Origin of the sequence: Nakamurella alba (genome assembly GCF_009707545.1) — a bacterium.
Taxonomy (GTDB): Bacteria; Actinomycetota; Actinomycetes; order Mycobacteriales; family Nakamurellaceae; genus Nakamurella; species Nakamurella alba.
Genome location: NZ_WLYK01000021.1, coordinates 1 through 26038, shown reverse-complemented (window position 1 = coordinate 26038; position 26038 = coordinate 1). Strand labels below are relative to the sequence as shown.

19 protein-coding genes and 6 pseudogenes are annotated in these 26038 nt (G+C 65.8%); 14 read left to right on the top strand and 11 right to left on the bottom strand.

The window, feature by feature from the left end:
* Window positions 1-632: 632 nt before the first annotated feature.
* The gene (locus GIS00_RS26530) at window positions 633-1628 is read right to left on the bottom strand and encodes a beta-propeller fold lactonase family protein (RefSeq protein ID WP_196073491.1); all 996 of its coding nucleotides are present in this window, start codon (window positions 1626-1628) and stop codon (window positions 633-635) included.
* A gap of 2666 nt (window positions 1629-4294) precedes the next feature.
* Between GIS00_RS26530 and GIS00_RS26525 the strand changes: the two are divergent.
* Window positions 4295-4493: pseudogene (locus GIS00_RS26525) on the top strand (transposase); the annotation flags it as partial.
* Window positions 4494-4680: 187 nt separating this feature from the next.
* Here GIS00_RS26525 and GIS00_RS26520 read toward each other — a convergent pair.
* On the bottom strand, window positions 4681-6045 hold the full coding sequence (locus GIS00_RS26520) for an IS1380 family transposase (RefSeq protein ID WP_322098491.1): 1365 nt from the start codon (window positions 6043-6045) through the stop codon (window positions 4681-4683).
* A 364-nt stretch (window positions 6046-6409) separates the two neighbouring features.
* The gene (locus GIS00_RS26515; protein WP_322098490.1) at window positions 6410-6793 is read right to left on the bottom strand and encodes a nuclear transport factor 2 family protein; all 384 of its coding nucleotides are present in this window, start codon (window positions 6791-6793) and stop codon (window positions 6410-6412) included.
* Between the two features lie 289 nt (window positions 6794-7082).
* On the opposite strand from GIS00_RS26515, the gene GIS00_RS26510 reads away from it, so the two are divergent.
* Window positions 7083-8630, top strand: coding sequence for an FUSC family protein (locus GIS00_RS26510; RefSeq protein WP_154771485.1), 1548 nt, complete (start codon window positions 7083-7085; stop codon window positions 8628-8630).
* 69 nt (window positions 8631-8699) lie between these two features.
* Window positions 8700-9536, top strand: coding sequence for an alpha/beta hydrolase (locus tag GIS00_RS26505; RefSeq protein ID WP_154771484.1), 837 nt, complete (start codon window positions 8700-8702; stop codon window positions 9534-9536).
* Window positions 9537-9955: 419 nt separating this feature from the next.
* On the opposite strand, the gene GIS00_RS26500 is transcribed toward GIS00_RS26505, so the two are convergent.
* On the bottom strand, window positions 9956-11044 hold the full coding sequence (locus GIS00_RS26500) for a hypothetical protein (protein WP_154771483.1): 1089 nt from the start codon (window positions 11042-11044) through the stop codon (window positions 9956-9958).
* Between the two features lie 144 nt (window positions 11045-11188).
* Here GIS00_RS26500 and GIS00_RS29540 point away from each other — a divergent pair, with 144 nt between their 5' ends.
* A complete protein-coding gene (locus tag GIS00_RS29540; RefSeq protein WP_407666934.1) occupies window positions 11189-11527 on the top strand; it encodes a helix-turn-helix transcriptional regulator in 339 nt (112 codons plus the stop codon).
* A 1256-nt stretch (window positions 11528-12783) separates the two neighbouring features.
* On the opposite strand, the gene GIS00_RS28205 is transcribed toward GIS00_RS29540, so the two are convergent.
* Together GIS00_RS28205 and GIS00_RS29535 are read right to left on the bottom strand one after the other, a co-directional pair.
* Entirely contained in the window at window positions 12784-12921 is a 138-nt protein-coding gene (locus GIS00_RS28205; RefSeq protein WP_230314217.1) for a hypothetical protein, read from the bottom strand.
* Window positions 12922-13239: 318 nt separating this feature from the next.
* Complete coding sequence (locus tag GIS00_RS29535; protein WP_196073489.1) at window positions 13240-13488, bottom strand: helicase associated domain-containing protein; 249 nt, start codon at window positions 13486-13488, stop codon at window positions 13240-13242.
* An 822-nt stretch (window positions 13489-14310) separates the two neighbouring features.
* Here GIS00_RS29535 and GIS00_RS26480 point away from each other — a divergent pair.
* Complete coding sequence (locus GIS00_RS26480; protein ID WP_154771481.1) at window positions 14311-14616, top strand: hypothetical protein; 306 nt, start codon at window positions 14311-14313, stop codon at window positions 14614-14616.
* 123 nt (window positions 14617-14739) lie between these two features.
* On the opposite strand, the gene GIS00_RS29530 is transcribed toward GIS00_RS26480, so the two are convergent.
* A complete protein-coding gene (locus GIS00_RS29530; protein ID WP_154771480.1) occupies window positions 14740-15048 on the bottom strand; it encodes a helicase associated domain-containing protein in 309 nt (102 codons plus the stop codon).
* A 55-nt stretch (window positions 15049-15103) separates the two neighbouring features.
* On the opposite strand from GIS00_RS29530, the gene GIS00_RS29525 reads away from it, so the two are divergent.
* Window positions 15104-15637, top strand: coding sequence for a helicase associated domain-containing protein (locus GIS00_RS29525; RefSeq protein ID WP_154771479.1), 534 nt, complete (start codon window positions 15104-15106; stop codon window positions 15635-15637).
* A gap of 1120 nt (window positions 15638-16757) precedes the next feature.
* On the opposite strand, the gene GIS00_RS29520 is transcribed toward GIS00_RS29525, so the two are convergent.
* A complete protein-coding gene (locus GIS00_RS29520) occupies window positions 16758-17201 on the bottom strand; it encodes a helicase associated domain-containing protein (protein WP_407666933.1) in 444 nt (147 codons plus the stop codon).
* A 182-nt stretch (window positions 17202-17383) separates the two neighbouring features.
* A pseudogene (locus tag GIS00_RS26465) lies at window positions 17384-18694 on the bottom strand (ISL3 family transposase).
* Between the two features lie 530 nt (window positions 18695-19224).
* On the opposite strand from GIS00_RS26465, the gene GIS00_RS29515 reads away from it, so the two are divergent.
* The 6 genes and pseudogenes from GIS00_RS29515 (at window position 19225) to GIS00_RS26430 (ending at window position 24006) form a co-directional block, all read left to right on the top strand.
* Window positions 19225-19350, top strand: a complete 126-nt coding sequence (locus GIS00_RS29515; RefSeq protein WP_407666935.1) for a hypothetical protein — start codon at window positions 19225-19227, stop codon at window positions 19348-19350.
* A 50-nt stretch (window positions 19351-19400) separates the two neighbouring features.
* Window positions 19401-20167: pseudogene (locus tag GIS00_RS28200) on the top strand (IS3 family transposase); the annotation flags it as partial.
* Window positions 20168-20465: 298 nt separating this feature from the next.
* Window positions 20466-21689: an IS110 family RNA-guided transposase gene (locus tag GIS00_RS26445; protein WP_322098489.1), complete on the top strand. Its 1224-nt coding sequence runs from the start codon at window positions 20466-20468 to the stop codon at window positions 21687-21689.
* A 21-nt stretch (window positions 21690-21710) separates the two neighbouring features.
* A pseudogene (locus tag GIS00_RS26440) lies at window positions 21711-22181 on the top strand (IS3 family transposase); the annotation flags it as partial.
* A gap of 30 nt (window positions 22182-22211) precedes the next feature.
* Window positions 22212-22559, top strand: a pseudogene (locus GIS00_RS26435) (transposase); the annotation flags it as partial.
* Between the two features lie 250 nt (window positions 22560-22809).
* On the top strand, window positions 22810-24006 hold the full coding sequence (locus GIS00_RS26430) for an IS110 family RNA-guided transposase (protein WP_322098488.1): 1197 nt from the start codon (window positions 22810-22812) through the stop codon (window positions 24004-24006).
* Window positions 24007-24056: 50 nt separating this feature from the next.
* Here GIS00_RS26430 and GIS00_RS29510 read toward each other — a convergent pair whose 3' ends face one another.
* Window positions 24057-24311 (bottom strand): helicase associated domain-containing protein, encoded by a 255-nt coding sequence (locus tag GIS00_RS29510; protein WP_196073485.1) that lies wholly within the window; start codon window positions 24309-24311, stop codon window positions 24057-24059.
* Between the two features lie 144 nt (window positions 24312-24455).
* On the opposite strand from GIS00_RS29510, the pseudogene GIS00_RS28195 reads away from it, so the two are divergent.
* A pseudogene (locus GIS00_RS28195) lies at window positions 24456-25190 on the top strand (IS3 family transposase); the annotation flags it as partial.
* Between the two features lie 122 nt (window positions 25191-25312).
* Window positions 25313-25528 carry a hypothetical protein gene (locus tag GIS00_RS26410; RefSeq protein WP_154771471.1) on the top strand — a complete coding sequence of 72 codons (216 nt, stop codon included), beginning with the start codon at window positions 25313-25315 and terminating at the stop codon, window positions 25526-25528.
* Between the two features lie 94 nt (window positions 25529-25622).
* On the opposite strand, the gene GIS00_RS26405 is transcribed toward GIS00_RS26410, so the two are convergent.
* The coding region (locus GIS00_RS26405) for a transposase (RefSeq protein ID WP_196073484.1) at window positions 25623-26038 on the bottom strand (416 nt) is incomplete at its 5' end.

Sequence of the window (26038 nt, the reverse complement as noted above, 5' to 3'; positions counted from 1 at the left end):
GCGGAGTGGAGAGCATCCGCAAGGCGGGAGCATGTTGATCGTCGGCATGATCGGCTCTGGGTGGGGTAGCGACCAGTCCCCTGGCCGACCAGCAGGTCTGCTACGCGTTGCGTCTGGTTCGCCCTCCCCACCTGCGCCGCTCCTCGGTTCGTGGAAGATGTGCAAACCGCGAAGGGCGCTGTGAAGGCGTGCTGGCGTAGGTCGACATGGCCGGGCAGCGAGTTCGGATTGATCATGGCGTCGGAGATGACCAGCCACACCTCCGGCCGGGATGCGCACAGCGGTTGCCCAGAACGCGACGTCCTCACCACTGGCTGACATCACAGCCCAAGACCTCACTGCGCCCGCCCGAGGCGACGCCGGCGACAATCACAGCTTCGGAGACGACCCGGTGGTCCGCCCCAGCGTTGGTGTAGATGTCCAGCGCACTGCTCTGGCCACCCTGCGGTGCTGCGCCCTATGGTTGGCGGGCAGCGGAGCACCAACTGTTGAGGCGGGCACCCGGGATGAGTGGTCCTCGAACCCCTCGGCTGCATTCGATCCGTGAACGCCGTCTCGTTGATGTTGTGTCGTCAGCGGCGGGGTTTCTGACTCCGGGAACTCGCGGCGATCCGCGACGGGCAAGGTTGCGATCAGGGCTCCGGGATGAACTGCAGGGTGTCGTTGTTGGCGTTGGGGTTGCCGTGGGTGATCAAGATCTCGCCGGGAGCGGCGGCGAGGTGCCAGGACTGCTGGGGGACCGGGATGGTGGTGACATCAGTGTGGGTGGTGTTGTTGAGTACCTGTATGACACCGGGCTGTGGTTTTCCGTCGGGGAAGCTGCCGTAGAGCGCATATGTGTCTGCTCCGTCGGTGCCGGTCGCGGTGCCCATCGGATTGCCTGGTGCGGTGCCGGCGGCCCCGCCCAGGAAAGTTCCGGTTGCCGCGTCGAACCATGCGGTTCCGGCGGGACCGCCAAGTGTCACGGTAGTTGCACCTGGCAGGACTGCTCCGTTGATGGTCCAGCCTTGGTCTGGGCGGTGCGCCGTCTTCGTGACGGTCATGGTGGCCGTGTCGACCACGTCGACAGCGTCGCTGCTGAAATCGGCCACCACGACGTCGTCGCCGACGAGGAGCGCGGTGGTCGGTTCGCTGGTGACGGCGACTGATTCGACGACTCCAGTGGAGGTGTCAACTTGGTAGAGCCGGCCGCTCTTGGTGCCGTCGATGTACAGCATGTCGCCGGTCGGGGTGGTTTGGACAGCCAGCTCGCCGACTCCGGCTTCGGGGGCGACCGGCAGCGTGCGGACGACTTGCTGCGTGGCCGTGTCGATCACGGACACGGTGTCATCGCCCAGATTGCAGACGTAGGCGAAGGTGCCGGATGCGTCGAAGCTGACGTTGTCCGGTTCTCGGCCGACGGGGACGCTGGCAACGATCGTGCGGGTCTGCAGGTCGAGGATCCGAACCGAATTCGTGGTCGCGGAAACCAGGTAGGCCTGCCGGCCGTCCGGTGAGACCGAGATGGCGGCGACCGAGGTGCCGATCGGGAATGAAACGCCGGACGCCGTTGGAGCGGGCGCCGCGGGCAGGGTTGAGGCGGATGCAACCCCGCACGTCAGCCCGGTGGCGATCCCGGCCGCAGCCAAGATAGCGATAGTACGCGTTGCGAGACGATGTGGAACGTTCATCACGGAACCTCTCCCGGTCCTTGCACGATGAGGGCCCCGCGGGTGGGGATCCCCGACTACTACAGACAGCGTGCGCCCGAGTCTTGGAGCTGACTGTCCACGAAGTGGCTGAGGTATCGGTGGAACCTGATGTCCGCCGATTAGGGGAGCGGCCGCCCTGCCGGGCGAGGACGAACGCACCGGCCGGAGTCCCTCCGACTCACGTCATGGCCGTCTCCGGGAACGCTCTGCCGGGTCTCGATCTGACTGTTCAAGGAGCTGTTTGCGCCGGTCGCTTCTCGTTGAGCAGTTGTCGGGGGTGCGGCCAGCCAGGTAGGCGCAGTTGTTCGGGCGGTGGCGGTTGTAGTCGTTAACCGCGACACCCCCATCTCCCTGGCCGCGCCGCGGTCGCTCCACCCCCGTTCCCGCAGTTCCAGCAACCGGCGACACTGAGCCGAGAGCGGACGCCGTCCCGGCCCCTTGTCACACGACGAGACGACAACGCAGGCTCCTCATCCGGGGCGGTTGTATCCCGACAGTCGGTGAAAGCCATCCCGGCAACCCTGGAGTAGTCGCGCAACAGGCCGTTGCAGTTCTCGTTGCTACCCCGCTACACCGTCGCGGACCTGCGGGCCGTGGAGAACGAGCTGAACAACTACACCCGCACAGAGCTCCTCGTCGCGCTGGCAATCACAGCCCGACTACCAGCGTTGCGACGTCGTTTGAAGCTGCCCAGGCAACACTGGCCTGGATTGCGACCGACATGACAGACACCACGAGTCGGCCACATACTGGCTCGATGGACCGTCGCTCACATGGTCTTCACAGAAGCCTGAATGTCCGTTATGGTCGGATCCGAAGCCTTTGGAACATTAGACGGGGAGTGCATTTGACGTCGCCATCCGGTGCGGTCCACCGATCGATACTAAACACGCGGACTCGGGCGGTGGCTGTCCTCGCCGCGCTCACTCTCGTCATGGGGCTCGACACGCCCACAGCGCTAGGGGCCACCCCGCCTCAGCTGGCAGGAAGTGTTGCCCCGGTGGGGACGGCTGGCAACTTCGTTCCGATTACGAACGCAAGCGTTTTTCCAGAACAGCCATGTGTAGAATCTCGAATATTTCGACGCCAGAATCCCAACTTGACAGTGAATGCGGCCAGCCGGTGCTTTGCAGTGACAGGCGAGAAGACTTGAAAGAGACGTTAGTGTTCCGCGAGCCAATTGCTGCCCCGGGGCAGCTGTACCTAGTTGGCAGGGGAAGGTCAATCCCGGGCACTTTATCCAATATGCGTGAGATTTCCGACTTGGGTTTGATCTGGTCGGTAACCGATGTGGTTGGGATTCGTCTGCCGGCTATAGTCGAACCAGTGCAGGTGGAAGTGCACCTCATGAATAAGCGACCCACGTCGTTAGCTGGCCCGGGAGTCGGCACTGTGCATGTCCCGGATACCCATTTCCGCGACGACCAGCTTGATTTGATCGACGATGACGAGCAGGTCTTAGCCGAGTTCCGAAGACCAGAGGGCGCCATGGCTCTGGCCTACCCTGTACCGGCAGAAGACCTAGATCGGGATGACAGCATTTTGCGGTTGTGGATCTGGCCAGGTGGGGTTGAACCCGTTGACGAAGATGGAGGCGAGAAACTGCCGGCGGTCCAAAGCTCGCACACTGGCATTGAGCTCGGTCTGCAGGAACTGCTGACAGCAGGCAGAGTTGGCGATGAGTGCGTTCTACCGCTCGGGATCAATGGGTTCGTGCTTCAAAATACGGCAGCGGCCATTTCGTATGCCGGCCCGTCTGGTAGACCGTCATCGTTTCGGTTCGCGACCTCAAACGGAGCATTTGAGCTTGCTCTAACAGAGGCTGAACCAGGGTCAGATAAGATCTACGAATTGAAGCGATCACGAGTTGAGCAACTGTCTGGCATTGCTATGGTTGTAGCTCGTGCCTCAGGAACAACCTACGTTCAGTGGTTCTGGGCTGGACTGTACTTCCAACTTGAAAGCGCAAGTGCTCGACTCGCGAGGTCGATCGCCGAAATGGTCGACACCTCCGCCGTAACGCTACTGCCAACTGTTCCCATTCCGAAGGGGTTGCCTGGAAGGCTTCTGGATAACCGAGGCCTCCAGAGCCGCTGCTGCGGTAGACGGCGACAGATTCTACCGCGTACAGTCGCAATCGGTCGTGGTGTCAGTAGTGGTCAGTGAGAAGCCCCCCGCGTCATTCTTCGGCGAGGTGCACCTGCGGCCCTACGAGACAGATCGGTCCGATCTCGACGCCGATCAGGTGCTGATCGAAGATGAGCCCAAGCGTCTGGTCCTTTCTAAGGGACGATCATCTGTAATGGTCGCACCAATCTCAAGCCCTTTCAACGACGAGTCGTCTGGCCACCAGCAGGTCTCATTCGACGATTTGGTCTCGATTGCCGCGAGCATCCCAGTCTGAGCGAAATAAGGCTGGCGGCGCGTCGGTGCCGGGTTGGGGGTCGAGGTCTTCCGAGGATGGAGGTTCCTACGCCGTCCATCTGGAAGACCTCGACATGGCTGACGCTACCTTCGCCGACCCTGACCTGACTACGTTCTGCCGCCTGGACGGGTTGGGTCTGGTGGTGACCGGGCAGTTCCTGGAACCTGACCGGGTGGTGCTGGCCCGCCGCGCCGCCGACATCCTGGCCTACTTCGACCGGCCCGGCACCAGCAACGGGCCCGCCGAGGCGATCAACGGCCGACTGGAGCACCTCCGCGGCTCCGCCCTGGGCTTCCGCAACCTCACCAACTACATCGCCAGATCCCTACTCGAGAACCGGCGTCTTCAGAACGGCACTACACCGTGGATTGCGATGAGCCTTATTACGCTAGCCCGGATCTTTCGTGACTCCGGGGGCTTGGCCTGATCGGGCCGGTCGGTGTCAATTGTCCTCCTCCTGTCGGCGTCGGTGCAGGTAGAGATGCCGCGTGTCCCCGCGGGGCCGGGGTTCCACTGCCCCGGGTGGATCGGTTCTGCTCGGCGGGATCGGTCGGTGCTGCCGGGTCAGGTGGGCGCCAGGTGGTCGCGGACGTGGGTGATGAGGTGCCCCCACGGTGCGGTCGCCGGGATGCGCAGGCGGGTGCGGCGGGCGTGCCGGATGATCCGGCCGGCGACCGAGAACAGGCGTAGCCGCAGCCGTTTCGGCTCCCACGTCGCGGCCTCGGTGCCGGCCAGGGCGGTCAGTTGCAGCCACGCAGTCAGGTCCAGAGCGAGCATCACGATGGCCAGCCAGATCCGGTTCTGGTCGAACCCGTGCAGCGGCAGGTTGCGCAGGCCGGTGTCTTTGGCGTTGCGGATGCGGTCCTCGCAGCGGGCCCGCCGCCGGTGACGCAGCTCGAGCGCGGCCAGCTGCCCGCGGCGGGTATTGGTCGCAAACGCGGTGAGCCGGTGTCCGTGCAGGTCGGTGAAGGTGAGCTGGGCGCCGGGGTGCGGCCGCTCGGCACGGACGATCACCCGCAACCCTTCGGGCCAGCTGGTCAGGTCGAGCACGGCGGTGGCGTCGGCGACCCACGCGCCGTCGCGGGGCCGGCCGTCGCCGTCGTAGGCCGGTGTCCACGCCGCGTCCGGCAGGGCCCGGATCCGCTCCACGTGGCCCTCGTTGAGCGAGAAGCCCAGCGAGTAGCCCACGCGTCGGCGGGTCAACCAGTCGACGACGGCGTGGGTGCAGCCCGCCGCGTCGGTGCGCACCAACACCGCCCGGCCCGGCCGGTGGCCGGTCGAGAGTTGTTGCAGCGCCTGACCGATGACAGTGATGTGGTCGGCGGCGGTGTTGGAGCCGGCATTGCCCGGGCGCAGCAGCATCGCCAACGGTTCCCCACCGGCGCCGTCCTGGTGGTCGAGGAACACCGTCAGCGGGTGGAACCCGTACCCGTGCTTGAACGTGGGCGCGGCGGACTCCTTGTCCGAGTGGGCGGTGACCAGGGTGGCGTCCACGTCCAGGATCACCGGCCGGTCACCACTGGCATCGGACAGCGGTGAGCGTGGCCCGGCCAGGCGCCAGACCTGCTGTCGCACAGCGGCTGTGACCACAGCGATCTGCTTGAGCACCTTGTCCGCGTCGGCGGCCAGGGCGCTGATCGTTCGGGACACCGTGGGGTCCGAGGCGACCTGGCCGAACATGCCGGGTGCGGCGCGCAGCAACGCCACGTCGGCCAGGCAGTCACCGCCGATCGCGACGGCCAGCAGCACCTTCGCCGGATCGTGCCTGGCCAGCGGCTTCCGCCACGGCGTCAGCGCGTGTAAGAGTGCCCGGTCGATCCCGAACCTGGCGATCACGTCGGTCAGGGTGGCGGCGCCGGCGTGGGACACGACCGATCCGCCGGATCGCTCCAGCACCGGATGCGGGTAGGAGGAGGTAGGCTTCGACACCAGAAAGGTGCTCCTGATTCTTCGCGACTGTGATCCCTCAGCAAGATCATTATCGCAGGTCAGAGCACCTTTCTCTTATTCCGACACCCGATCACCGTGAAAGCGCCAGGCTAGAGATCTTCGACGGCCAGGCTGACGACCAGTTCACAGCCCGGATCGCCCGCGTCGCCTGCCCCAAGCTGGCCGTCCAGACGCCCGACGTGGACGAGTGGCTTGCGCTGGTCGGACCGGCAGGTCGCCAGTCACGTCGTGCTCGGCCCGAAAGAAGATCGTTTGGCCGGATTCGAGACGCTGTAGGGCGCCGATGTTCTGTCCACCGTCCTGACCCTGCGCCGATCGGAATGCCGCTGCTCAGCTGCGTCGATTAGGATTCGTAATTTTCGAAGGCCGCCAACCTTGACCAGTCCGGCCAGGTCAACTCCCAGAGCCGGTGGATCAGTCCTTCCCGATAGGTGGCGATGAGGATGACTTCGATTTCCGTCGGCCGTTCCTTGGGGCGTGCGGTGGTAATCCACATGCGGCCGGCGACTCGATCGCCGGTCTCCACCCAAGCGTCCTCGTCGTAGCGGACCGAATAGCTGATAGCGGTGTCGTATACGCCTTGGTGCGAGGCCAGGAAGGCGCCGTAGTCCTGCGTCATTCCGTTGCTGACCATCTGGAAGTCGGGGTGATAGAACTTAGCCACCGCGGTCGCGTCCTTCTCGATGACCATGCGGTCGAACATCGCTCGTAGGTGGGCCACGCTCACGTCGGGTCTCCTTGCGCCTATTGTCAGAGCGCCGCGCAGGGCGGCCCGGACCGGATGGCTACGGGTGCCGCCAGCGGTCCGTCTTGAGTAGAACCCTACGATGGCGCAAGCGGAAAGGGTCATGGTGGCGGATTCGGTCGATTCCGTACTTGCGCCCGTCGCCTCCCGCACGTGGTGGGAGGGCGTGCGGCGGGCGCTACGGCCCCGGTCGGCCCGACCGGCCTACGGCCTGGCGGTCACTGCTCTCGTACCGGCCGCGGCGTTCGCAATCACCGGTGCCTTGTTCGACGTGTGGGACGAGGTCGGTGTGGCCTACCTTGCGGTTGCCTGCGCGGCGGTATTCATGGCCGGATCGCTGCGAGCGCGGACGGTGACCGTGCTGACCCAATGGACCGGGGCCTGTGTCGGTTTTGGTCTCGGTGTGCTGGCCGGCTCGTCCGGACCCGCCGCCATCGTGGTGCCCACCGGGGTCGCGCTGCTGGCCGGGGCGATGGGGGTGGTCGGTCCAGCCATGACGGCGGCCGCAATGATGGCTGTCATCGGAGTCGGCTATGGCCAATTCGGTGGGTCGGTGTTGTCGTGGCCGCAGCTGTGTCTCTGGTACGGAATCGGCTCGGCGGCGATGGCGCTGCCGGTGCTAATCGGGCTGGTCGCGCGCGGACGCGGACAGGATCGGGCGCTGATCGCGGACGTGTTCGATCGGTCCGCGGATCTGCTGGACGTGGTGGGGACGCCGTCGGCGAAGGCCGCCCGGGCTGAGTTGGCCGCGGCCTCAGCCCGCTGCCGAGAGTCCATGCAGGACCACCTCATCGGCAGGAGCCCGCTGCGCTCGGACTACACCGACGCCGTGACGGTGGCGCTGCGGGCGGCGGGAACCCATGCGGGCGGCGGGACCGTGACGGCCGATGAGATTGCCACTCTCCGGGTCCGGGCGGCCGGTTTGCGGGCGCTGACCAAGCCGGCACCGGCCCGATCAAGTCGGTCGCCGGTCCCGGTTCAGGTGCGGTTCACGGCCGCCCTCGCGGCCATCTGGGCGCCGTCCGCGCGGCGAACCGCAGCGCGCTTGGGAGTGTGCATCGGCGCCGCGTCGGCGGTGACGGTGGCCTTGCATCACGATCAGAGCCATTCATTTTGGCTGGTTCTCACGGTCACCGTGGTGGTGCGGCCGGAATACGGCAGTGTGTTCAGCCGGACAGTGAACCGGGTGGCCGGGACCGTGAGCGGAGCCGTCCTGGCCGCGGTCGCGTTGTTGTTCGCGATCACCGGGTGGTCGGTGGCAATCGTCGCCGCGCTGGCTCTGTCGGCGGGCAGGCTGTTCAGCCGCTACTCGTATTCGTTCAGTGTGGCCGGGGCGACCACATCCGCGCTGCTCAGCGCATGCATCGGCCGGCCCGACCTACTCTTCCCGGCGATCCGGCTGGCGGACACCCTGCTGGGGTGTGTGCTGGCCCTGGTGTTGGGGTACCTGGTCTGGCCCAATCAACGCCGGGGCGCCGACGCCACCCGACTGGCGGTGGCGATCGCGGCGGCCAGGACCTACCTGGACGACGTGCGCACCACCGCTGCTGGTCTCGGGCCGGACCGGGACCGGGACCGGGACCGGGACCGGGACCGGGACCGGGCCTACCGCAGCGCGCATGCGCTGGTGGCGCAGCTGCTGACGGACGTCGACGAGCCCCCGCCCGCGGGCCGGCACGCCGCCGAACTGCTCCCGCGAGCCCTGAAGTTGGACGCTCTGATCGACGACATCACGGCATTGGCCGAACATGTCGATGGCGCCACGGCGGCTGAGCTCACGGCGACGCTGGACCTGATTGAGCGGCCCGGACCGGTCTGACATCCGTCCGAAGGGCCTGCTGGCCGCGGGTTGGACGGTCCTTGGCCACTGGTTGGACGGCGATCGGAGATGGTGTGGTCACCACCCGCCCCGCACCGAAGAAGGCCAATCGTGGGTTACACCTATCCGATCGAAGCCCAGTCGATGTTCGACGACCGTGAACATCAGTTCGCGTCGTTCGGACTGTCCGTAGCCGACATCGCCCGCGTTCGCCGGGCCACCACCGATTTCTGGGCCGACGCCCCCGGCGGCTGGGTCTACGAGTGGTCGAACCTGGCCGCCGGTTACACCCGGCAGCAGCGTCCCGACCTGGCCGCTCTGGCCTACGGCGCCGCCAAGTTCCCGTGTCTGGCCGACGCCGCCCGCAGGACCGCGCAGGATCGGCAACTCGAGCAGTACCTGCAGGCCGCCGCCTCGTTCCCGGTCCGGTTCGAGCGCCGGGTGCTCTCCCTGGCCGGCCCGCAGGGTCAGGTGGATCTTCCCGTCCACCTCTATCGCAGCGGAGGAGACGATGTCCCAGCCCCAGTGCTGTTGTTCAGTGGCGGCGTCGACACCTGGAAAATGGACGTGCACGGCTGGTGTATCGCCCTGGCCCAGCATGCCGGGGTCGTCGTACTGGCCTTCGACATGCCGGGCACTGGGGAGAACCCGGTGCTGCTCGGACCAGATGCGGCCGACTTGGTGGGACAGCTGGTGACGGTCGCCCGGTCCCTGGGGAACGGCCTGGTCGGTCATCTGGGTATGTCCTTCGGCGGGAACTTCTCGGCCCGCACCGGCCTGCAGGGTGTCGTCGACGCCGCCGTGGTGCTGGGTGGACCGGTGCAGAGTGGATTCCATCCCGAGAACATCCGCCGGCTACCTTATGGCATGGCCGACATCGTCGGTAACGCCATGGGTTTGACCTGATCGCTACAATAAAAGCCGAGCCCAATAGTTGGAGCGCTGAAGATCGTGCTCGTGCCCCAGTCGCGCCAAGCACGTAGCTGGCTCGCCAAGCGCACCGCGCTTTGTCACCAACTTGACTAAGTTGCTTCGCCCTAGCGGTGTCGTCGTGATCATGTTGGACCTGGCCGTACCATGCGCCTGGCGGAGCCGTCGTGGCCAACCCGGGCGTCTGGTTCGAAAGCCGGCGCTACCACGGCCTTGACGTCCTAGCTCAATCAGGTTGCTCGGCGCGTTTGAAAGGCCAGGTATCGCCTGATCGGGTCGCGTTGCCGCGATCGCGCGTGAGAATGTCGTGAGGACGTGTTGAACCGACCAGTCTGTCGGCTGGTCAGTGTGACACGTCCTCATCGGGGGGTTCCAGTGGCGGCGAGGCGCGGTGCCTAGCGCTGGTGGGAGGCGTAGGGCAGCGCTTGGGAGAGGGTTGGGGCCACGGGGTTGTTGACGGTATCGCCGGGCGTGGTGACCGGCACGTAGAGGATGGGGCGGGAGGAGTCTGGCACGCTGTAGGTGACGCCCGGGGCGGTGAAGGTAGTCGGTCCGAAGTCAACCTTGATCGTCCAGGTGCCGGTGTAGTTGATGACCGGTGCGAAGCCCCAGATGAAGGTCGTGCTGCCGGCGGGGACGGGTTGGGTCGATGAGGTCTGCCAGGTTGTGGTGGACGCGAACGACTTGCCGTACGTGGCCTGGATGCCGGCCTGCAGTGCTTTGATCGTGGCCTGGGCGGTGGCGGTCACGCCCCAGCTGTCGGTGACGGTGTAGGACTGAGACTTGCCGGCTTCGACCGATCCGGTGTCGCTGGTCGGGTTGTACTCGGCGGCGAGTTGAGTGGGCGTGGCGCCGTAGGTCTCCTGGGGTGTCGAGTTCGCGTCGGGGGTGAAGGTGCACTGCGCGACGTTCTGGCTGCAGAGGTTCTGGATCGCGGCTTGCTCGGCGGTGGAGCCGGGGGTGTAGGTGACTGCTGTGCCGGCGCTTCCCTTGGCGTCCTGGATCCAGTTGGCATCGTTGATTACCTGGTAGGTCATGGAGGTCAGGTTGCCGCCGCTGGTGTTGTAGAAGTGCAGTGCTCCTTCTCCGGCGTTGTTGACGTCGGCGACCAGGGTGCCGATCTGGGCGCCTTCGACGTTGTCGATGTCCCAGGTGACGCTGGAGTCGTAGTTGTGGAAAACGTTGTAGGGCACTTGCAGGCTCTGGACCTGCCCGGGCGTCATGACTGCCGGGGGCGCGGCGACGCGACCGGTCTTGCTGGCGTAAACGAATGTCTCGGAGGAGGTGTTGACGAACCCGAAGCCGGTGGTGCTGCCAACAGACTTGGTTGCCAGGGGCGCTGGTGCCGGAGCATGAACGGCGGGAGTGACGGCGGCCGGGGAGGCCGCGTTCGCGGCGCCGGCCGCGGCGCCCATCAAGGTGGCCACGATGGCCAAGCAGGCCACCGCGCGTGTGCCGGTGATGCGGAGCTTCGGCTGGTTCATGGTGACTCCTACAAGATGTGGTGGTTGAACGTTTCGGGCTGCATCGATACTCGGTCGCGCTGAGTACGGGGGGTGTCCGACGAGTAGGGGGCGCGTCGGTGGAACGTCACTCCACTGATCGGTGGACCTGGCGCAGCGAACTCGGTGAGACTGCTACCGTTACATTTTGTGGAAATCGCTGACTTGGTGTGCCGCCGCTGTGGCCGCACCCTCGTAGGTCCTGCGCACCGCCGCTACTGCTCGAACGCCTGCCGGCAGGCGGACTATCGCCGGCGCGCCGCATCTGACCGCTTCCACCCCGGACCCGCATTCATCACCGTGCCGGAGATCGCGGACGACCTCGGGATCAGCAGGCAGACCGCCTACCGCTGGTGCTCGACCGGTCGCATCCAGGGAGCGAGGTCGGTAGGACCTGGTCGTGGACTGCTCTGCATCCAACGCGACCTGTACGACGAGTGGAAACAGCAGGGGACCTCCGCATGAATGAGCCCTTCGTGCGGCTCAGCGTGGGGTGGACCCCTTATCCGCTGAACCGAGTGATCTCTATCACTGGTGACACCCCTGGGTCATCCGAAAACACGCTGACCTACGGCTTATTCGGGCAACCGGATCAGGCCTGATCAACGGTCGTAGGCATAGTGTGGGCAAACCGTGGGGTAGTCGGGGTCGTGATGAATCCTTGAGACCACGGCTGCGTAGCACCTGTGTTCGGATAACACAAGATGTAGTCGCTAGGTGTGGACAGCACCCCCTATCCGCGACACGCCGTTACGGACTCGGCGGAATGTCGGGTTCAAGGGGTAGCGTCCGCTTTGAAGTACAGACGACCCCGGTCGGCAGATCGCCGACCAGCAAGGGTCAGCGGCCGACACGGGGTCGTGGTGTCCTGCGAGGACCACGTCACCTTAAGCCGATTGATGCGCGTACGCTCATTAGGCGAGTCGTGACACGCAGCACTCGGTGGCCGCCTGTGCAGTGAGGAGACACTTCGGTGTCTGACAGGTTGAAGCCGGGAGAAACGGCGCCGCAGTCCGGGCAGTACGAGATCGTGGGACCGAACGGGAGGCCGACCGGTGTTGAGCGGACGGTCGTCCGCAACAAGCCCCTGCCCCCCACCCCGAAGCCGGGACAGTCATACGTGATCACCGATCCCACGCGGAACGGGGCCGGGCGCAAGAGCTGACTCCAGTTGGTCGAGGCACTCAGGCATCCCAGTATCTCCGGGTCCTGGGGGTGCCGCCATTCATTGGGGGATTGAATTCAATGCGTGTGGGAGCCGTCCGAAGGTGATCGGGGCCGGGGGATGGCTGGCTCGGCATCCCGTGCCCCGTGCGCGGACCGTGCAAGGGTCACGCACCCTAGGCTGCTCGCCGTGGTGGGCGTGTCGCGTGATCAAGTGTGGGAACTGCGCCTCGCCAGGACTGCTGCCGTCGTGGCGCAGTTCGGTCATTTTCCGGCGCTTCGGCGTGGAGCTTCGACGTTGGAGCAGCAGCTCGCACGGTGGTTGCGCGCACAACGTCTCAACGCTCGACGCGGATCTCTGCGGATCGATCGGCGTCGTCGGCTGAAGTTGAGGCTGCCCGACTGGGAAGGTCACCCGCAAGATCCTCTGGATCCCACCGCGATCAATCCGTTGAAGGATCCACCGTCGGTCTTCGTCTGATGCAGGCAGGTGGTTCCAGCCTGCATGCACGGACCGACCGCACCGGACCTGGCAGCCGCTCAATAGCCGCCGTGAGTCACGCTCGCAATCTGCTGGCGATGTTGATCGAAGAAGGGATGTGGCCGATGCCTAGAACGAGCGCCGCTGCGAGGGTCCAGAAGCTTTCAAGCCACGCCGCGCCGGCGGCGAAGACGATGACGGGCAGGATCGCCATCGGGACCGGGATTCTCATTGCAGGGTTGTACAGCGCGGCTGCACGTCTGCGACCGGAGGTGAGGTAGCGCCCTCATAAGAGGTAGTAGCCGGCGATGCCGAGGCCAACTGGAACGATCCACCACACCGTATGTGCCCTGTTGCGGTGATGGCCAGGAGGATCAGGCACAGCCCTTGGCCCGCGCGTTCGACGATGGTCAGTGGTGGGGGCACCTGCACGGTTGGCAGGCCGTCGCGAGGAGGAGCCCAGAGGAACATCAGGTTCGGGACCAGTATGGCTGCCGACAGGAGTGGGCCCCAGGGCGAGAATCCCATCGTGTCATGCCCACATCGTGTGGTGTGTGCGCCAGCCGGGAACGGCCTGGTCGAGTTGCTCCCGCCGGTGCGGGAGCAGGGTCCGGAGTCGTTCTTCGCGTCGTTGTGTGGAGAGCCAGTATCCAAGACGGCGCTCTGCGGCGTCGGTTCCCGCAGACGTGGACGGGGGCAAACCGTGAGTTCGCATGTGGTGTGCCAGCCGCTCCAACTGAGCGGCCCACTTCTCGTCGTCGGGGCGGAATCCGTGCTCCATCGCAACAGTCTGCATGCCAACGAACCCGGGAGTGGGGGCGGCCCCGCCGGCCCGGGGGGGGGGTGGGCGTGGCGGGGCCTTCGGCTCGACCCTGTCCGGGGGGTGACATGTGGGGAGCCGCACGAGCAGTGTGCCCACGGATTCTGTGCATAACACGCGACCGAAATGTGAGTGGGGCCACGCCCGGCAGTCGGGCCGGACGTGGCTCACCCCTCGTGGGTCAGCCCAGCGAGGGACAGTCGTGGCCAGCCGAGAAGTGACGGTACGGGCAACGACGGGTGTGGGCCGAATCGCCGCTCTACAGCTGGACGGCCTCGCCGGAGCAGCCCCCTGCCCCGGCCAGGCCTACGGCTCGACTCACGGGGGATGTACAGCGAGCCGCAAGTTGATGATGCCCCGGTGACCCGAGGTGCGCTCGACGTGGCAGGACGTAGGACCGGGTTCACCCGTCCTGCGGTGCTGCGGCTACCCGTTGACGTGGCCCTTCGCGCACACGTAGACGGGGCCGAAGGCACGTGCGGTCATGGATCCTGGGGTGATGCGTCGCGCGAGCTGTACCCACTCGCGGTCCTTCAGCAGACCACAGCGCGAGCAGGGTTCATGGGCTGAAGGGTCGCGTTCGGGCACGAGCCAAGACAGTATCCGTAGCGGACCAGGTCACGCATCCGGGGTGGCGATAACAACCGTTTCGCCAGGTATGGCCCGCTTTCGTGCCACGGGCAGTGACGGTCTGTGACTGCCCGGAATAAGGTCGGAGGACGAAGATTCACCATTTTCGGCGTAGCACAACAGGATTCTTACCTGGTGAGATCAAAGGAGCTCGTGGAGTTCGCGTTCGAAACGGAAAGGGTTCACAAGATGAGAAGACGACACGTCCGGCTCACGGTGGCCGCCATTCCCGGCGCGGACGACGAGCGATTCTGTGTCTTCCACACGCCGCTGCTGGGCAGTCTGTACCTCGAAGGTCAGGGCCACCTCGATGATGACTGTGGCCGTTGCGGCACCACTCTGATGCGCGGGATGCGTAGCATCACCGGCGTTTCCGGGGTGGTCTTCATCTGCCCGAGCTGTCACTGCGGCAACATCACGTCAGCGGTTCGGCGGGAGGCACTCGATGCCGCGTCCTAACGGGCACATGGTGGTCCCGCGGTTGGGTTGAACCGGCGAAGCCGACGACATCCCGCTCGTCAGCCAGTGAGATTCAGCTAACGCAATTGCACGTTGCCCGAAGTCGGCGTTTCGTCAGAATCGTTAGCTTGCGCCGTGGGGATCAGACGGTGGATGGGGTGCGGGCCAGCTCATGGGCTTCTTAGCCCCTCTGATGGTGGATGCCCAACCGGGTAGGGTGCGGTCCAGTTGCTCGAGCCGTCGTGTGGTCAAGGAGCATGCAGTGAGTTCCCGCCGCTGCTGAGCAAGCCACTGCCCGAGGGGACGTTCTGAAGCATCAGCGGAGTAGGTGGAGCGTGGAAAATGCCCCTGGTCCTCGCAGAACTGGGAGACATCGGCGAGGTGCGCCGACCACCGTCCGTCGTCGCGTTTGAACTGACGTCCTCTGCCCACGCCCGGGTCAATACCCCGATAAAGCTACGCATCTCAAAGGGCATGCTTGCGGGGGATGTGGCCGTTCAATCGGGGAAGGTACACATACGCATCTAGATCCTCGCACGGCACACAAATGCATAAACCAGACGGTCCCCAGGCTATACCCCCTGTGACCAGACACCACCGGATAGCTGTGTCACGAGCTCCAACGGGCCACCAACGCGGGTGGAGCTCCGCCAAGGCGGTGAGGCGAAACCCCCGTGCAATACGTCCTGGCAGGCTTGCATCGAATCAGATCACTCGTAAAATGCCAGGTATGACCTTCCAGCGGGACGATGTGAGCTGGAACGCTCGTCTGTCGGAGCTCGTGTCCTTCGCCCGCAGAACTGGTCACCTTCCCACTGCGCACAGGCAGGCATCGGCTTCCGAACGCCAATTGATCAGATGGCTTTACCTACAACGACAGCATGCCAGCAAGGACCTGATGCCGGTGTCACGATTGCGGCAGCTAGACCGGCTGCTGCCCTCATGGAGGGGCCAACCGCTAGGGCCCCTAGTACCTGCGCGTCCTGGTCGGAACCCACAGGACGAGCCGTCAGGCATCTGACCTGGGCGTAGCGACCTCGCGAAAGTGAGAACGACCCGCCGGCACACTTGTTTGACCAGCGGGGCCTACGTATGGAGCTCTGCTCATCCGTTTCGTCAGCGGGAATTCAGCCGATGACCGAGGAAGAGGATCGGCGAGAGACCGCGGCCAGAGGTCGCGCCGAGGCAGCTGGATCGGACCTGCACAGCGCATCCGACCACGAGATCACCGGCCAACACGGCCTCAGATACTTCGCCACCGCGGGGAGGTGGCGTACGCAAAGCTCACTTATGATCCATGACACGAGAGCCAGCCGGGAACCACCGCGCCCCACTACTGCCTGCGGTCTGTGCGGCCCGCAGCCTCCTGTAGACGCACGCCGACCCACACGATTCGAGCAGCACTCGAACCGAACAGGTGCGGCACTCGCGGTAGCCCGCAGGCTCGTACTCAAACACGTCCGGACTCACGATCGTCGAGGATAGCTACCCCAGCTGAGAACCCGTCCGCCTTGTGGGCCTCGTCATAGCGGGTCGGCTGTCGCTCTCCGCGGGGGTGGCGGCACCTGCTGAACTCAGCCGAATCGGTTGGCGAGACCGCCGGTCGGATTGCGGCGGTACACGCCCTGCCGAACAGTCCCGGTTTCACCGCACTCCGGACAGGTCCCCGCTGGTTGGTTGGTCACGGTGACTGAATCCGGCCCCGACACCATGATCGCGGATGCGAACGGAGTCGCGCATCCGCCGCACACTGCGGGCACAGCACTCGTGATCGATTCCTCGGCGGACACCGGATCAACGTAGCGATGCTCCAGCCCCCGCCGACAGCCCGCATCCGAGTGGTGTACTGCCTCTGGGGCGGCCCACGTCTCTGAGTCAGGTCGCGTCCCCGCGCCATCCGGGCACCTGTCTGTCCAACTCGCATTCCCGATGCTCGGACAGAGCTTGCATGCGAAGTTCGCGGCGCTGCGTGTAAATCCACTGGCCCAGCTGCCGCTCCCCGGCGGGTGCTCGCTCGTTGCTGCGGGGAGAACGACCGTGCTCAGCGATGACCGCGGCGACTGAGTTCGGGCGCTGGCGCCAGCGTTCCTCGGCAACCTGGAAACCTTTCGAACCCGGCCCGGGGCCTTCAGCACCGGAGGTCATTGAGCATCCTCCCGTGACTTGCTCGCCAACCACTCAGCCGGCGAGGCCCAGCCTGGGACACGGCGGTACAGCTCTTCCGCCCGAACGGGAGACAGTGTTCCGTCGTGCAGGCTACTCCGTTGTGTGCGCAACCACTTGGAGAGCTCACGCTCGACGTGGGTCGGGTTGCCGTAGACCGTCGGAAGGCGGCGGTGGGCGGCAACGAACGCCGTCAGCAGCTCGACCATTGCAGGCCAGCTCGCCGAGGTCACTATCGGATTCTGCCACGCCCACCCGGGGCTGTCCCGATGGGTGACCTCCCGTCCAGAGCGGCGTGACCCTCGATGGTGGCTGTGCGGAGCGTGTTGATGAGGTCGCTCGACATCCGTTCGCCTTTGTATTGGTGAAGCAGCGATCCGGAGTAACAAGCGACGCACGGACCGGGCACCGAGTGATAGCATTGATCTGCAGGTTGCCGACGAACCGGAATCGTCGGAGGAGCCACGTTCTCCAGCGTGGCGAAGTCTTGGCCGTGGGCACGGGCCGGAGCGAAACCATTCACCATCGGCATACCCGCCGTGCGTTTCGCCCTGCCTGCTGCCAGAGCAACAACGACCGGCGAACCTTCCTTGTGTAAAGGGGCTCATCGCAATCCACGGTGTAGTGCCGTTCTGAAGACGCCGGTTCTCGAGTAGGGATCTGGCGATGTAGTTGGTGAGGTTGCGGAAGCCCAGGGCGGAGCCGCGGAGGTGCTCCAGTCGGCCGTTGATCGCCTCGGCGGGCCCGTTGCTGGTGCCGGGCCGGTCGAAGTAGGCCAGGATGTCGGTGGCGCGGCGGGCCAGAGTGCGCCCGAGGGTGGCGATCTCGACCAGTGCGGTGGGGACCGCGCGGCGCAGTGAATCGATCAGTGTCTGCAGCTTGCGGCGGCCGCGTGGGCGGTCGGGGTCGCGGTAGGCGGCGATCATGGCCTGGTAGATCGTCCAGGTCGCCTCGACGGCCAGGTGCTGATCGGCGGCGAACACGGCCCGGATCCGGGTGCGTTGCCTGTCGGTGAGCAGGTCAGCGCCGGTGTGCAGGACCCGGCGTGCTTCATAGAGCGGGTCGCTGCGGCGGCCGCGGTGGCCGTGCAGGGCCTGCTGGACGCGGCGGCGGCACTGATCCAGTGCGTGGCCGGCGAGGCGGACGACGTGGAAGGGGTCCATTACTGTCGCGGCTTCGGGCAGCTCTTCGGCGGCGGCGGTCTTGAATCCGGAGAAGCCGTCCATGGCCACCACTTCGACCTTCGCCCGCCACGTCGCGCTGTGGGCGGCCAGCCAGGTCTTGAAGGCCTGTTTGGAGCGGCCCTCGATCATGTCCAACAGGCGGGCCGGTCCGGTCTGGTTCTTCACCGGGGTCAGGTCGATGATCACGGTGACGTACTTGTCGCCGCGGCGGGTGTGCCGCCACACGTGTTCGTCGACGCCGATGACCTGCACCCCGTCCAACCTGGACGCATCGGAGATCAGTACCCGCCGGCCCTCGTCCAGCACGGCGTCGTTGGCGGTGTTCCACGAGACCCGAGTGCTTCGGCGACTCTGGCCACGGTCAGGTGCTGACACACGATGCCCACCAGCGCCCAGCGCAGCGCTCCGCGGGACAGCCTGGCCCGGGGTGCGGCGGCCGCGGTGGTGTCCTGCCGCCACACCGTCCCGCACGCATCGCACCGGTAGCGCACGACCGTGACCAGCAACAACGTCGGCCGCCAGTCGAACGGCTCATGCGCCAGCCGGCGGATCACGCTGTCCCGTACCCGGCCCGCACCGCCGCACCGGCGGCACCGGCGATCGGCGGCCGCAACCCGGCAGGCCAGCACCGCCCGGTCCGGTTCCAGGAACTGCCCGGTCACCACCAGGCCCAGCCCGTCCAGGCGGCAGAACGTAGTCAGGTCAGGGTCGGCGAAGGTAGCGTCAGCCATGTCGAGGTCTTCCAGATGGACGGCGTAGGAACCTCCATCCTCGGAAGACCTCGACCCCCAACCCGGCACCGACGCGCCGCCACCCCCGGCAGCGACTACGCGACCCGACCTACACCCTCAACTGCGAAGAGCCTGTAAAGGTGGCTCGCATTCCCGTGGAACACGCGAACGTCCTCACAGTCCGACAGCTTGCGGAACGCTAGCAGATCAACCCCGGCCGGATCCGGAATGACATGAGTAGCGGCAGGTGGCCGGCGGAGCTCAAGCCGCTGCGCATCGGTACATCCGTCCGTTTCACCTTGGATGCCATCCGCGCCTACGAGAGCCAGCAGTCGCGATGAATGACGATCGCCGTAGTGCCCGCTTAGCGGACCGTACAGCCCCTGAAAAGGTGCCCGGTAAGGAACTCACCTTCGGGAGCCTTTTCGATGACTGGCAGCTTCAATCTTCAGGACCTTGACCGCTACTGCACCGAATGCGGTGCAGTGGCGCTGGATTGTTCGCGGTTGGCGGCGACAGTTGCCGCCAGGGTGGCGTTCGGGTTGCCGTACTTCTGGGCAGGCATGCGCATCGAGCGTGACCGTGATCAGGTCCGCTACGTCAGCAGACGGCGGTGGCCGTCGCCACGCGGCGCCGGCGGGTATATTGCAGTCTGAACCGCCTGAGGTTCTGTACCGCGTCCTTCTGAGTTGGAAGGATGACCTGCATGCCGAAGAGGATCGATCCGGAGTTGCGTGCCCGCGCGGTCCGGTTGGTGGCGGAGCACCGGGGGCAGTACCCGACGGAGACTGCGGCGGTGGTCGCGGTGGCCAAGCAGCTCGGGGTGTCGCAGGAGTCGGTGCGTCGTTGGTTGACGCAGGCGCGGGTTGATGGCGGTGAGCGGCCGGGGGTGACCACCCCGGAGCATGCCGAGATCAGAAGGCTCCACGCGGAGAACCGCATGTTGCAGGAGAAGGTTGAGATCCTGCGTGCGGCAACGGTTTTCTTCGCGGGGGAACTCGACCCTCGCAACCGCTGATCATCGGGTTCATCGACGCGATGAGAGGCGAAGGCCGCGCAGTCGAGTTGGTCTGCGCAGTCCTGACCGAACAGGGCTGCCGGATCGCTGCGCGGACCTACCGGGCACTCAAGGCCGGTTCCAGGGGCCTGTCGGCCCGCACGGTCACCGACGCCGCCGTGCTGGACGCGGTCCGGTCGGTGGCGTTCACCCTGGATCGTCACGGCCGGCGCAAACGCACCCCGGAAGGGCTCTACGGTCGCCGCAGGATGACCGCCTACCTGCGCAGACAGGGTCACATGGTGACGCCCGGGTCGGTCGATCGGGCGATGACCGCGTTGGGCCTTGAAGGGGTGCGGCGCGGGAAGAAGGTTTTCACCACGGTGCCGGATCCGGCGGCGTCCAGGGCGCCTGACCTGGTCGGACGTGACTTCACGGCGACCGCGCCGGACCAGTTGTGGGTCACCGACTTCACTTAATGGGCGGGTCGGCTCGGTCGCGGATCGGGTTGACGACACGGCTGGCAGGTGTCCACTGAGATTTCACTGGTCCGCCACGCTGTGCTCGTCGAGCTGCTGGCAGGTGTCCACTCCATCAGATTCACGGGACCCGCGTGTTGAGATCTTGCAAGGTAGACGGTGGCCCTGCCGGTCAGTCGGATCGAGCGATCGGCTTGTGAGATGCCGCGCCTTTGAGCGCTGTCCATTAGGTCGCCGCACTCGGTCTGCACGCTCGGCGTGAACAGTCCGGATCGAGGAATCGGAGGCACCTGCAGTGACGATCACATGCGGTATCGATTGGGCCGAAGGACATCACGACGTCGCGCTGCTCGACGAGATGGGCAAGGTCATCGCGAGGCGGCGCATCGACACCGGTGCCGCCGGGTTCCAGGAGGTGCTGGCGGTCATCGCCGAGCACGGCGGCAGCCCGGAGGCGACTCCGGTGGCGATCGAGACGGACAAGAACCTGATCGTCGTTGCGCTCGCCGGGGCCGGCTTCACCGTCTACCCGATCAATCCCAGGGCAGCAGCACGCTACCGGGAGCGGTTCCATCAGTCAGGCAAGAAGTCCGACGCCGGGGACGCGGCGCTGCTGGCCGACATCATCAGGACTGATCGCCACCAGCACCGACCGCTGCCTGCGGTCAGCAACGACGGCCGGGCGGTCAAGGCACTGGCCCGCCAGCACCAGGAGGCGATCTGGGCGCTCATGCAGACAACAAGCCGGCTGCGGTCTCTGCTGTTGGAGTTCTATCCTCAAGCGCTGCGAGCATTCCCGAACCTGAACCACAAGGCAGCACTTGAAGTCCTCGGCGCCGCACCGACTCCCACCCGGGCGCGCACCCTGACCGTCAAACGCATCGTCATGCTCCTGCACCGGGCCGGTCGCCGCAACGACCCCGGGCTGGCCGACAAGATCAGGTCAGCATTCCAGGCCCCGGCACTGGCGCAACCACAGCAGGTGGAGGCCTGGTTGGGGGTCGCTGTGGCCACCCTGATCGGCATCGTCCGGACCATGCTCAACGCGGTCGATGACCTGAGAACCGCCATGGACGAACAGTTCCAAGCACATCCGCAAGCACACATCCTGACATCCGTCCCCGGGCTCGGCCCCGTCCTGGGCGCCCGGGTGCTCGGCGAGATCGGCGACGACCCGGACAGGTTCCCTACCGCCGCGGGGCTACGAAGCTATGCCGGCACCGCACCGGTGACCCGCGCATCCGGGAGATCCAGCTACGTCAAAGCCCGAAAGATCCGCGACAAGAGACTCGCCGACGCCTGCCACTGGTGGGCGTTCGCCGCACCGACCAGATCCACGGGTGCCCGCGCCCACTACGACCGACGCCGGGCGATCGGCGACACCCACAACGCCGCCCTGCGCAACCTGGCCAACAAGATGATCGGCAAGCTCTGGTGGTGTCTGCACAACGACCGGACATGGGACGACGCCACCGCCTGGAACACCACCGACCCGACCCCGCAGCTCGCCGCTGCTTGACCCTGACTCACGTGGGATGTCTATCTGGCCACCGGCGAGGGCTGGTTGTATTTGTGTGCGGTGCGGGACGGGCATTCCCGACGGGTCATCGGCTACGCGTTTTCTGATTCGTTGCACATTGATATGGTGGAAATGGCTTTGCGGCGCGCGGTCGCATTCCGGGACACGGATTGTTCCGGGGTGATCTTCCACGCCGACCGGGGCTGCCAGTACACCTCGGCGCAGTTGGCTGTCGTGGCCGGTGAGCTCGGGGTGCGGCAGTCGGTCGGGCGGACCGGGGTGTGCTGGGACAACGCCCAGCAGGAGTCGTTCTGGTCCACGCTCAAGACCGAGTTCTACCGGCGACACCGGTTCACCACCCGGGCGGCCGCGACCCGGGAAGTGACCCACTGGATCGAGGACGTCTACAACCGTCGACGTCGACACAGCGCTCTGGGCATGACCAACCCGGTCACCTTCGAGCAGCACAGCCAGGCGGCGAAAGCCGCTTAACCCGATGTCAACCGCAACGGGTCAACCCCACAGCTGGCCGCGCTCGAGCTGTGTCACCGGCGGCGGGCCCGCTGCGAGGACCGCATCCGCAACGCCAAAGACACCGGACTGCGCAACCTCCCGCTGCACGGGTTCGACCAGAACCGGATCTGGCTGGCCATCGTCACGCTCGCTTTGGACCTGACCGCGTGGCTGCAACTGACCGCCCTGGCCGGCACCGAAGCCGCCACGTGGGAGCCGAAACGGCTGCGGCTACGCCTGTTCTCCATCGCGGGCCGGATCATCCGGCACGCCCGACGCGCCCGCCTGCGTATCCCGGTCACCGCACCCTGGGGGCACCTCATCACGCACGTCCGCGACCACCTGGTACCCACCTAATGGGTCTGCCAGGTCTTGCCGGACTCGGCAGACTTGGTGGTTGGTAGCCGCCGGCAGGTGAGCACTCCCCCCGCCTGGGACAGGGAGCCCTTGGGTCAGATCGTGCCCCTGCCGGTGCACTTGAAGTGCTGTGATCGCTGATGGGATGTCGTGCCCGCCGATGGCGTGAGCACTTGTCCATTAGGTCGCGAGCAGCTCTTCTCCGGCTACCTCGTTGTCCATCGGGTCGAGGTGCGAGGAGGTTCGAAAGGTGCTGTTCATCGGCGATGACTGGGCTGAGGATCACCATGACGTCGAGGTCCAGGACGAGCAAGGGCGGACACTGAGACGGGCGCGATTACCGGAGGGCATCACAGGTATCGCCGGGTTCGGTGAACTCGTCGGCCGGTTCGTCGATGACGAGGCAACACCGTCAGATGTGTTGGTGTGCATCGAAACTGATCGCGGCCCCTGGGTACGGGCCCTGATCGCGGCCGGCTACAGCGTGTACGCGGTCGATCCGAAACAGGCCGCACGTCACCGTGAGATCCTGGGCAGCTCCGGAGCAAAGAGCGACAAAGGTGATGCCGGTTCGCTGGCCGACATGCTCCGGACCCGCCGGCACCAGTTGCGGCTGGTTGCCGCCGATTCCCACATCGCCGAGGCCGTGAAGGTGGTGTCCAGAACGCACCAGACGCTCATCTGGGAACGGACCCGGCACATGCTGCGGTTGCGGTCGGCCTTACGGGAGTACTTCCCGGCAGCCCTCGCGGCCTACACGTCCCTGGGACTGGCGAACCCGCGGGTTCTGCTCCTGCTGGGCAAAGCGGCGACCCCGGCCGCCGCGGCTGCGCTCAGCGCACGACAGATCTCCGCGGCCTTGAAGGGATGCGGCGACATCGAGGACAAGACGGCCACGATCCGACAGGCGCTGCGCACGGAGCAGCTCGGCCAACCGGATGTGGTCGCCGAGGCCTACGCGGCCACAGTCCGGTCGCTGGTCGCTGTCCTGACCACGCTCAACACCGAGATCGCGACCCTGCAGGAGGTGGTGGCAGCACATTTTGGCCGGCACCCGGACGCTGAGATCGTCCTGAGCCAACCTGGTCTCGGTGTCGTTCTGGGGTCCCGGGTGCTCGCCGAGTTCGGAGACGCCGACGGCCGCTACACCAGCGCCAAAGCACGCAAGAACTACGCCGGGACAAGTCCGATCACCCGGCAATCAGGCAAGATGCGGGTCGTCAGCGCCCGCTACGTCCACAACGACCGGCTGCTGGACGCGTTACACCTGCAGGCATCGTGCGCCATCCTGAACGACACCCAGGTCCGCGCCTACTACGACCAGATCCGCGCCAACACCGACCGAAGGAGGAAAATCGACACCAACCGACCCGATCAGGCCGAGCTCAACGAGTCACGAAAGATCCGGGCTAAGCGTCGCGAACCGATAAAGATTACGGCATCTTGAAGACCCGTCAGCCTATCCGGCGGACGAAGCCGTTCGACAGGATACGATCGCTAGTGCCAACCTGGTAATTGACGATCGAGCTCCAACTTGCGCTGCCGGGAGAGCGCACCAATGCCCAATTCCCGCCGCTGAGTGCTGAGCCATTGTCCAAGACGCCGCTCTTCGGTCGTGGCTCCTCCTGTCGGGCGTGGCCAACGCTGCTGCCCGGCGACGAACTCAACAAGGTCCTGCAGATAGCGCGCCCATCTGTCATCGTCGGGCTGATATCCGCCGGTGATCTTCCGGTCGCCCTGGTCTGCAGACATGAAAGTTGACCCCATCATCGAGGTGCCCGGACGGGACGGCTTCTGGACCCAAGATGCACCCTCGCCATGCGCAACTTACAGCAGCAGATCCATGTCGATCCCCCCGGCAGTCCGGAGGCTTTGGAGCTTGGGAGGCTTGGAGTCATGCCGGGAGGTTCAAGGAGGCGGTATCCGCCGGAGTGAGGGCGCGGGCGGTGCGGATGGTTGCGGTGATCGCGGTCGAGCAGGGTCGGAGTGGGCGGCGATGGGTCGGGTCGCGGAGTTGCTCGGGGTCGGCACGGCCGAGACGGTCCGTAAGTGGGTGCGGCGGGTCGAGGTCGACGCGGGAGCGCGGGCCGGGGTGTCGTCGCAGGAGTCGGGGGAGGTGCGCCAGTTGCGTCGCGAGAACGCAGAACGGGGGCGCGCCAACGCTATTGTGAAGGTCGCGTCGGCTTTCTTCGCGGCCGAGCTCGACCGGCCCTCCCGCTGATCGCGGAGTTCATGCGCAGCCACGCAGACCGCTGGGAGCCCGGCGGTCTGCGGTGGGGAGTCGAGCCGATGTGCGCAGTCCTGACCGAGTATCTGGGTCTGCGGATCGCCCCGTCCACGTTCTACGAGCATGCCGTCAGGCCGGTCGGTCAACGGTCGGCCGCGGTGCGTGACGCGGCCATGTTGGAGCAGGTCCGCCGCGTCCACCGGGACAACAACGCCGGCACCTACGGGGCACGCAAGGTGTGGCTGCAACTCAATCGGGAGGGTGTCGCGGTGGCGCGGTGCACCGTGGAGCGGCTGATGCGCGCCGACGGGCTGGTCGGCGTGTGTCGCGGGAAGGTCCGGCGCACCACGATCCCCGATCCCGCGGCGGGGCGTCCAGCGGACCTGGTCGGGCGGCACTCCGGTCTGCGTCCCAGGTGGGAGGCTCAATACGATCGAGCACTCGATCAGGGTCATGCGTGAGCCGTCACTCGTCACTCGGCCGGGACCGGCCAGCAGCCCGCGGGGCGAATCGTTTAGGAGCCATCATGCGCAAGCACGTCGTCGTCAACTGGCGCGCCCACAGCAACGACCTGCCCGATGTGCTCGACTTAGAGAAGTTGCTCCGCGACCTGTCCCCACAAGCGTTGAATGAGTACCTCAACCAGGACTGGACGGTTGTCTCGCACAGCATCGCCCCGGACGGCGACGAGCTAATCATCAGCTTCTTGATCGCCGAGCCCTCACCAATCCGCAGGGTCTAAGTTGGGTGTCAGATCTTGGGTGTAAATGATCATGTGTTCTCAGTTGGTGATGGCCGGTTGGATCCGGCCTTCGAAGGTGATCGCGCGGAGGCGTTCAACGCCGGTTTCCACCGGCGTCACCCATCGCTCTTCCCTTGCCGGTCGGGTTCAGTGATCTGGTGACCGGGTAGAGGCGCCTTGGAGCTGCCTGCTCGTTCGGGAAGTGTGCCCCCGGGCGCGCACAGCGCGCCGGTAGCGGGCGTTCAGCGACTCGATCGGGTTGGTGGCAGGAGATGATCCGGCGGATCTGCACGTCGTAGTCCAGGAGCGGTACGAACTCCGGCCACGCCGACTTCCAGAGCCTGATCACCGCCGGGTAGCGGGCGCCCCACTGCTGATCGAACTCCTCGAACCTGGCCTTGGCGGCGGGCTCGGTCGACGCGGTGTAGATCGATTTGAGGTCCTTGGCCAACGCGTCCCAGTTCTGCCGCGGGACATAGCGAAAACTGCCCGGCAGCAGATGGATCACAC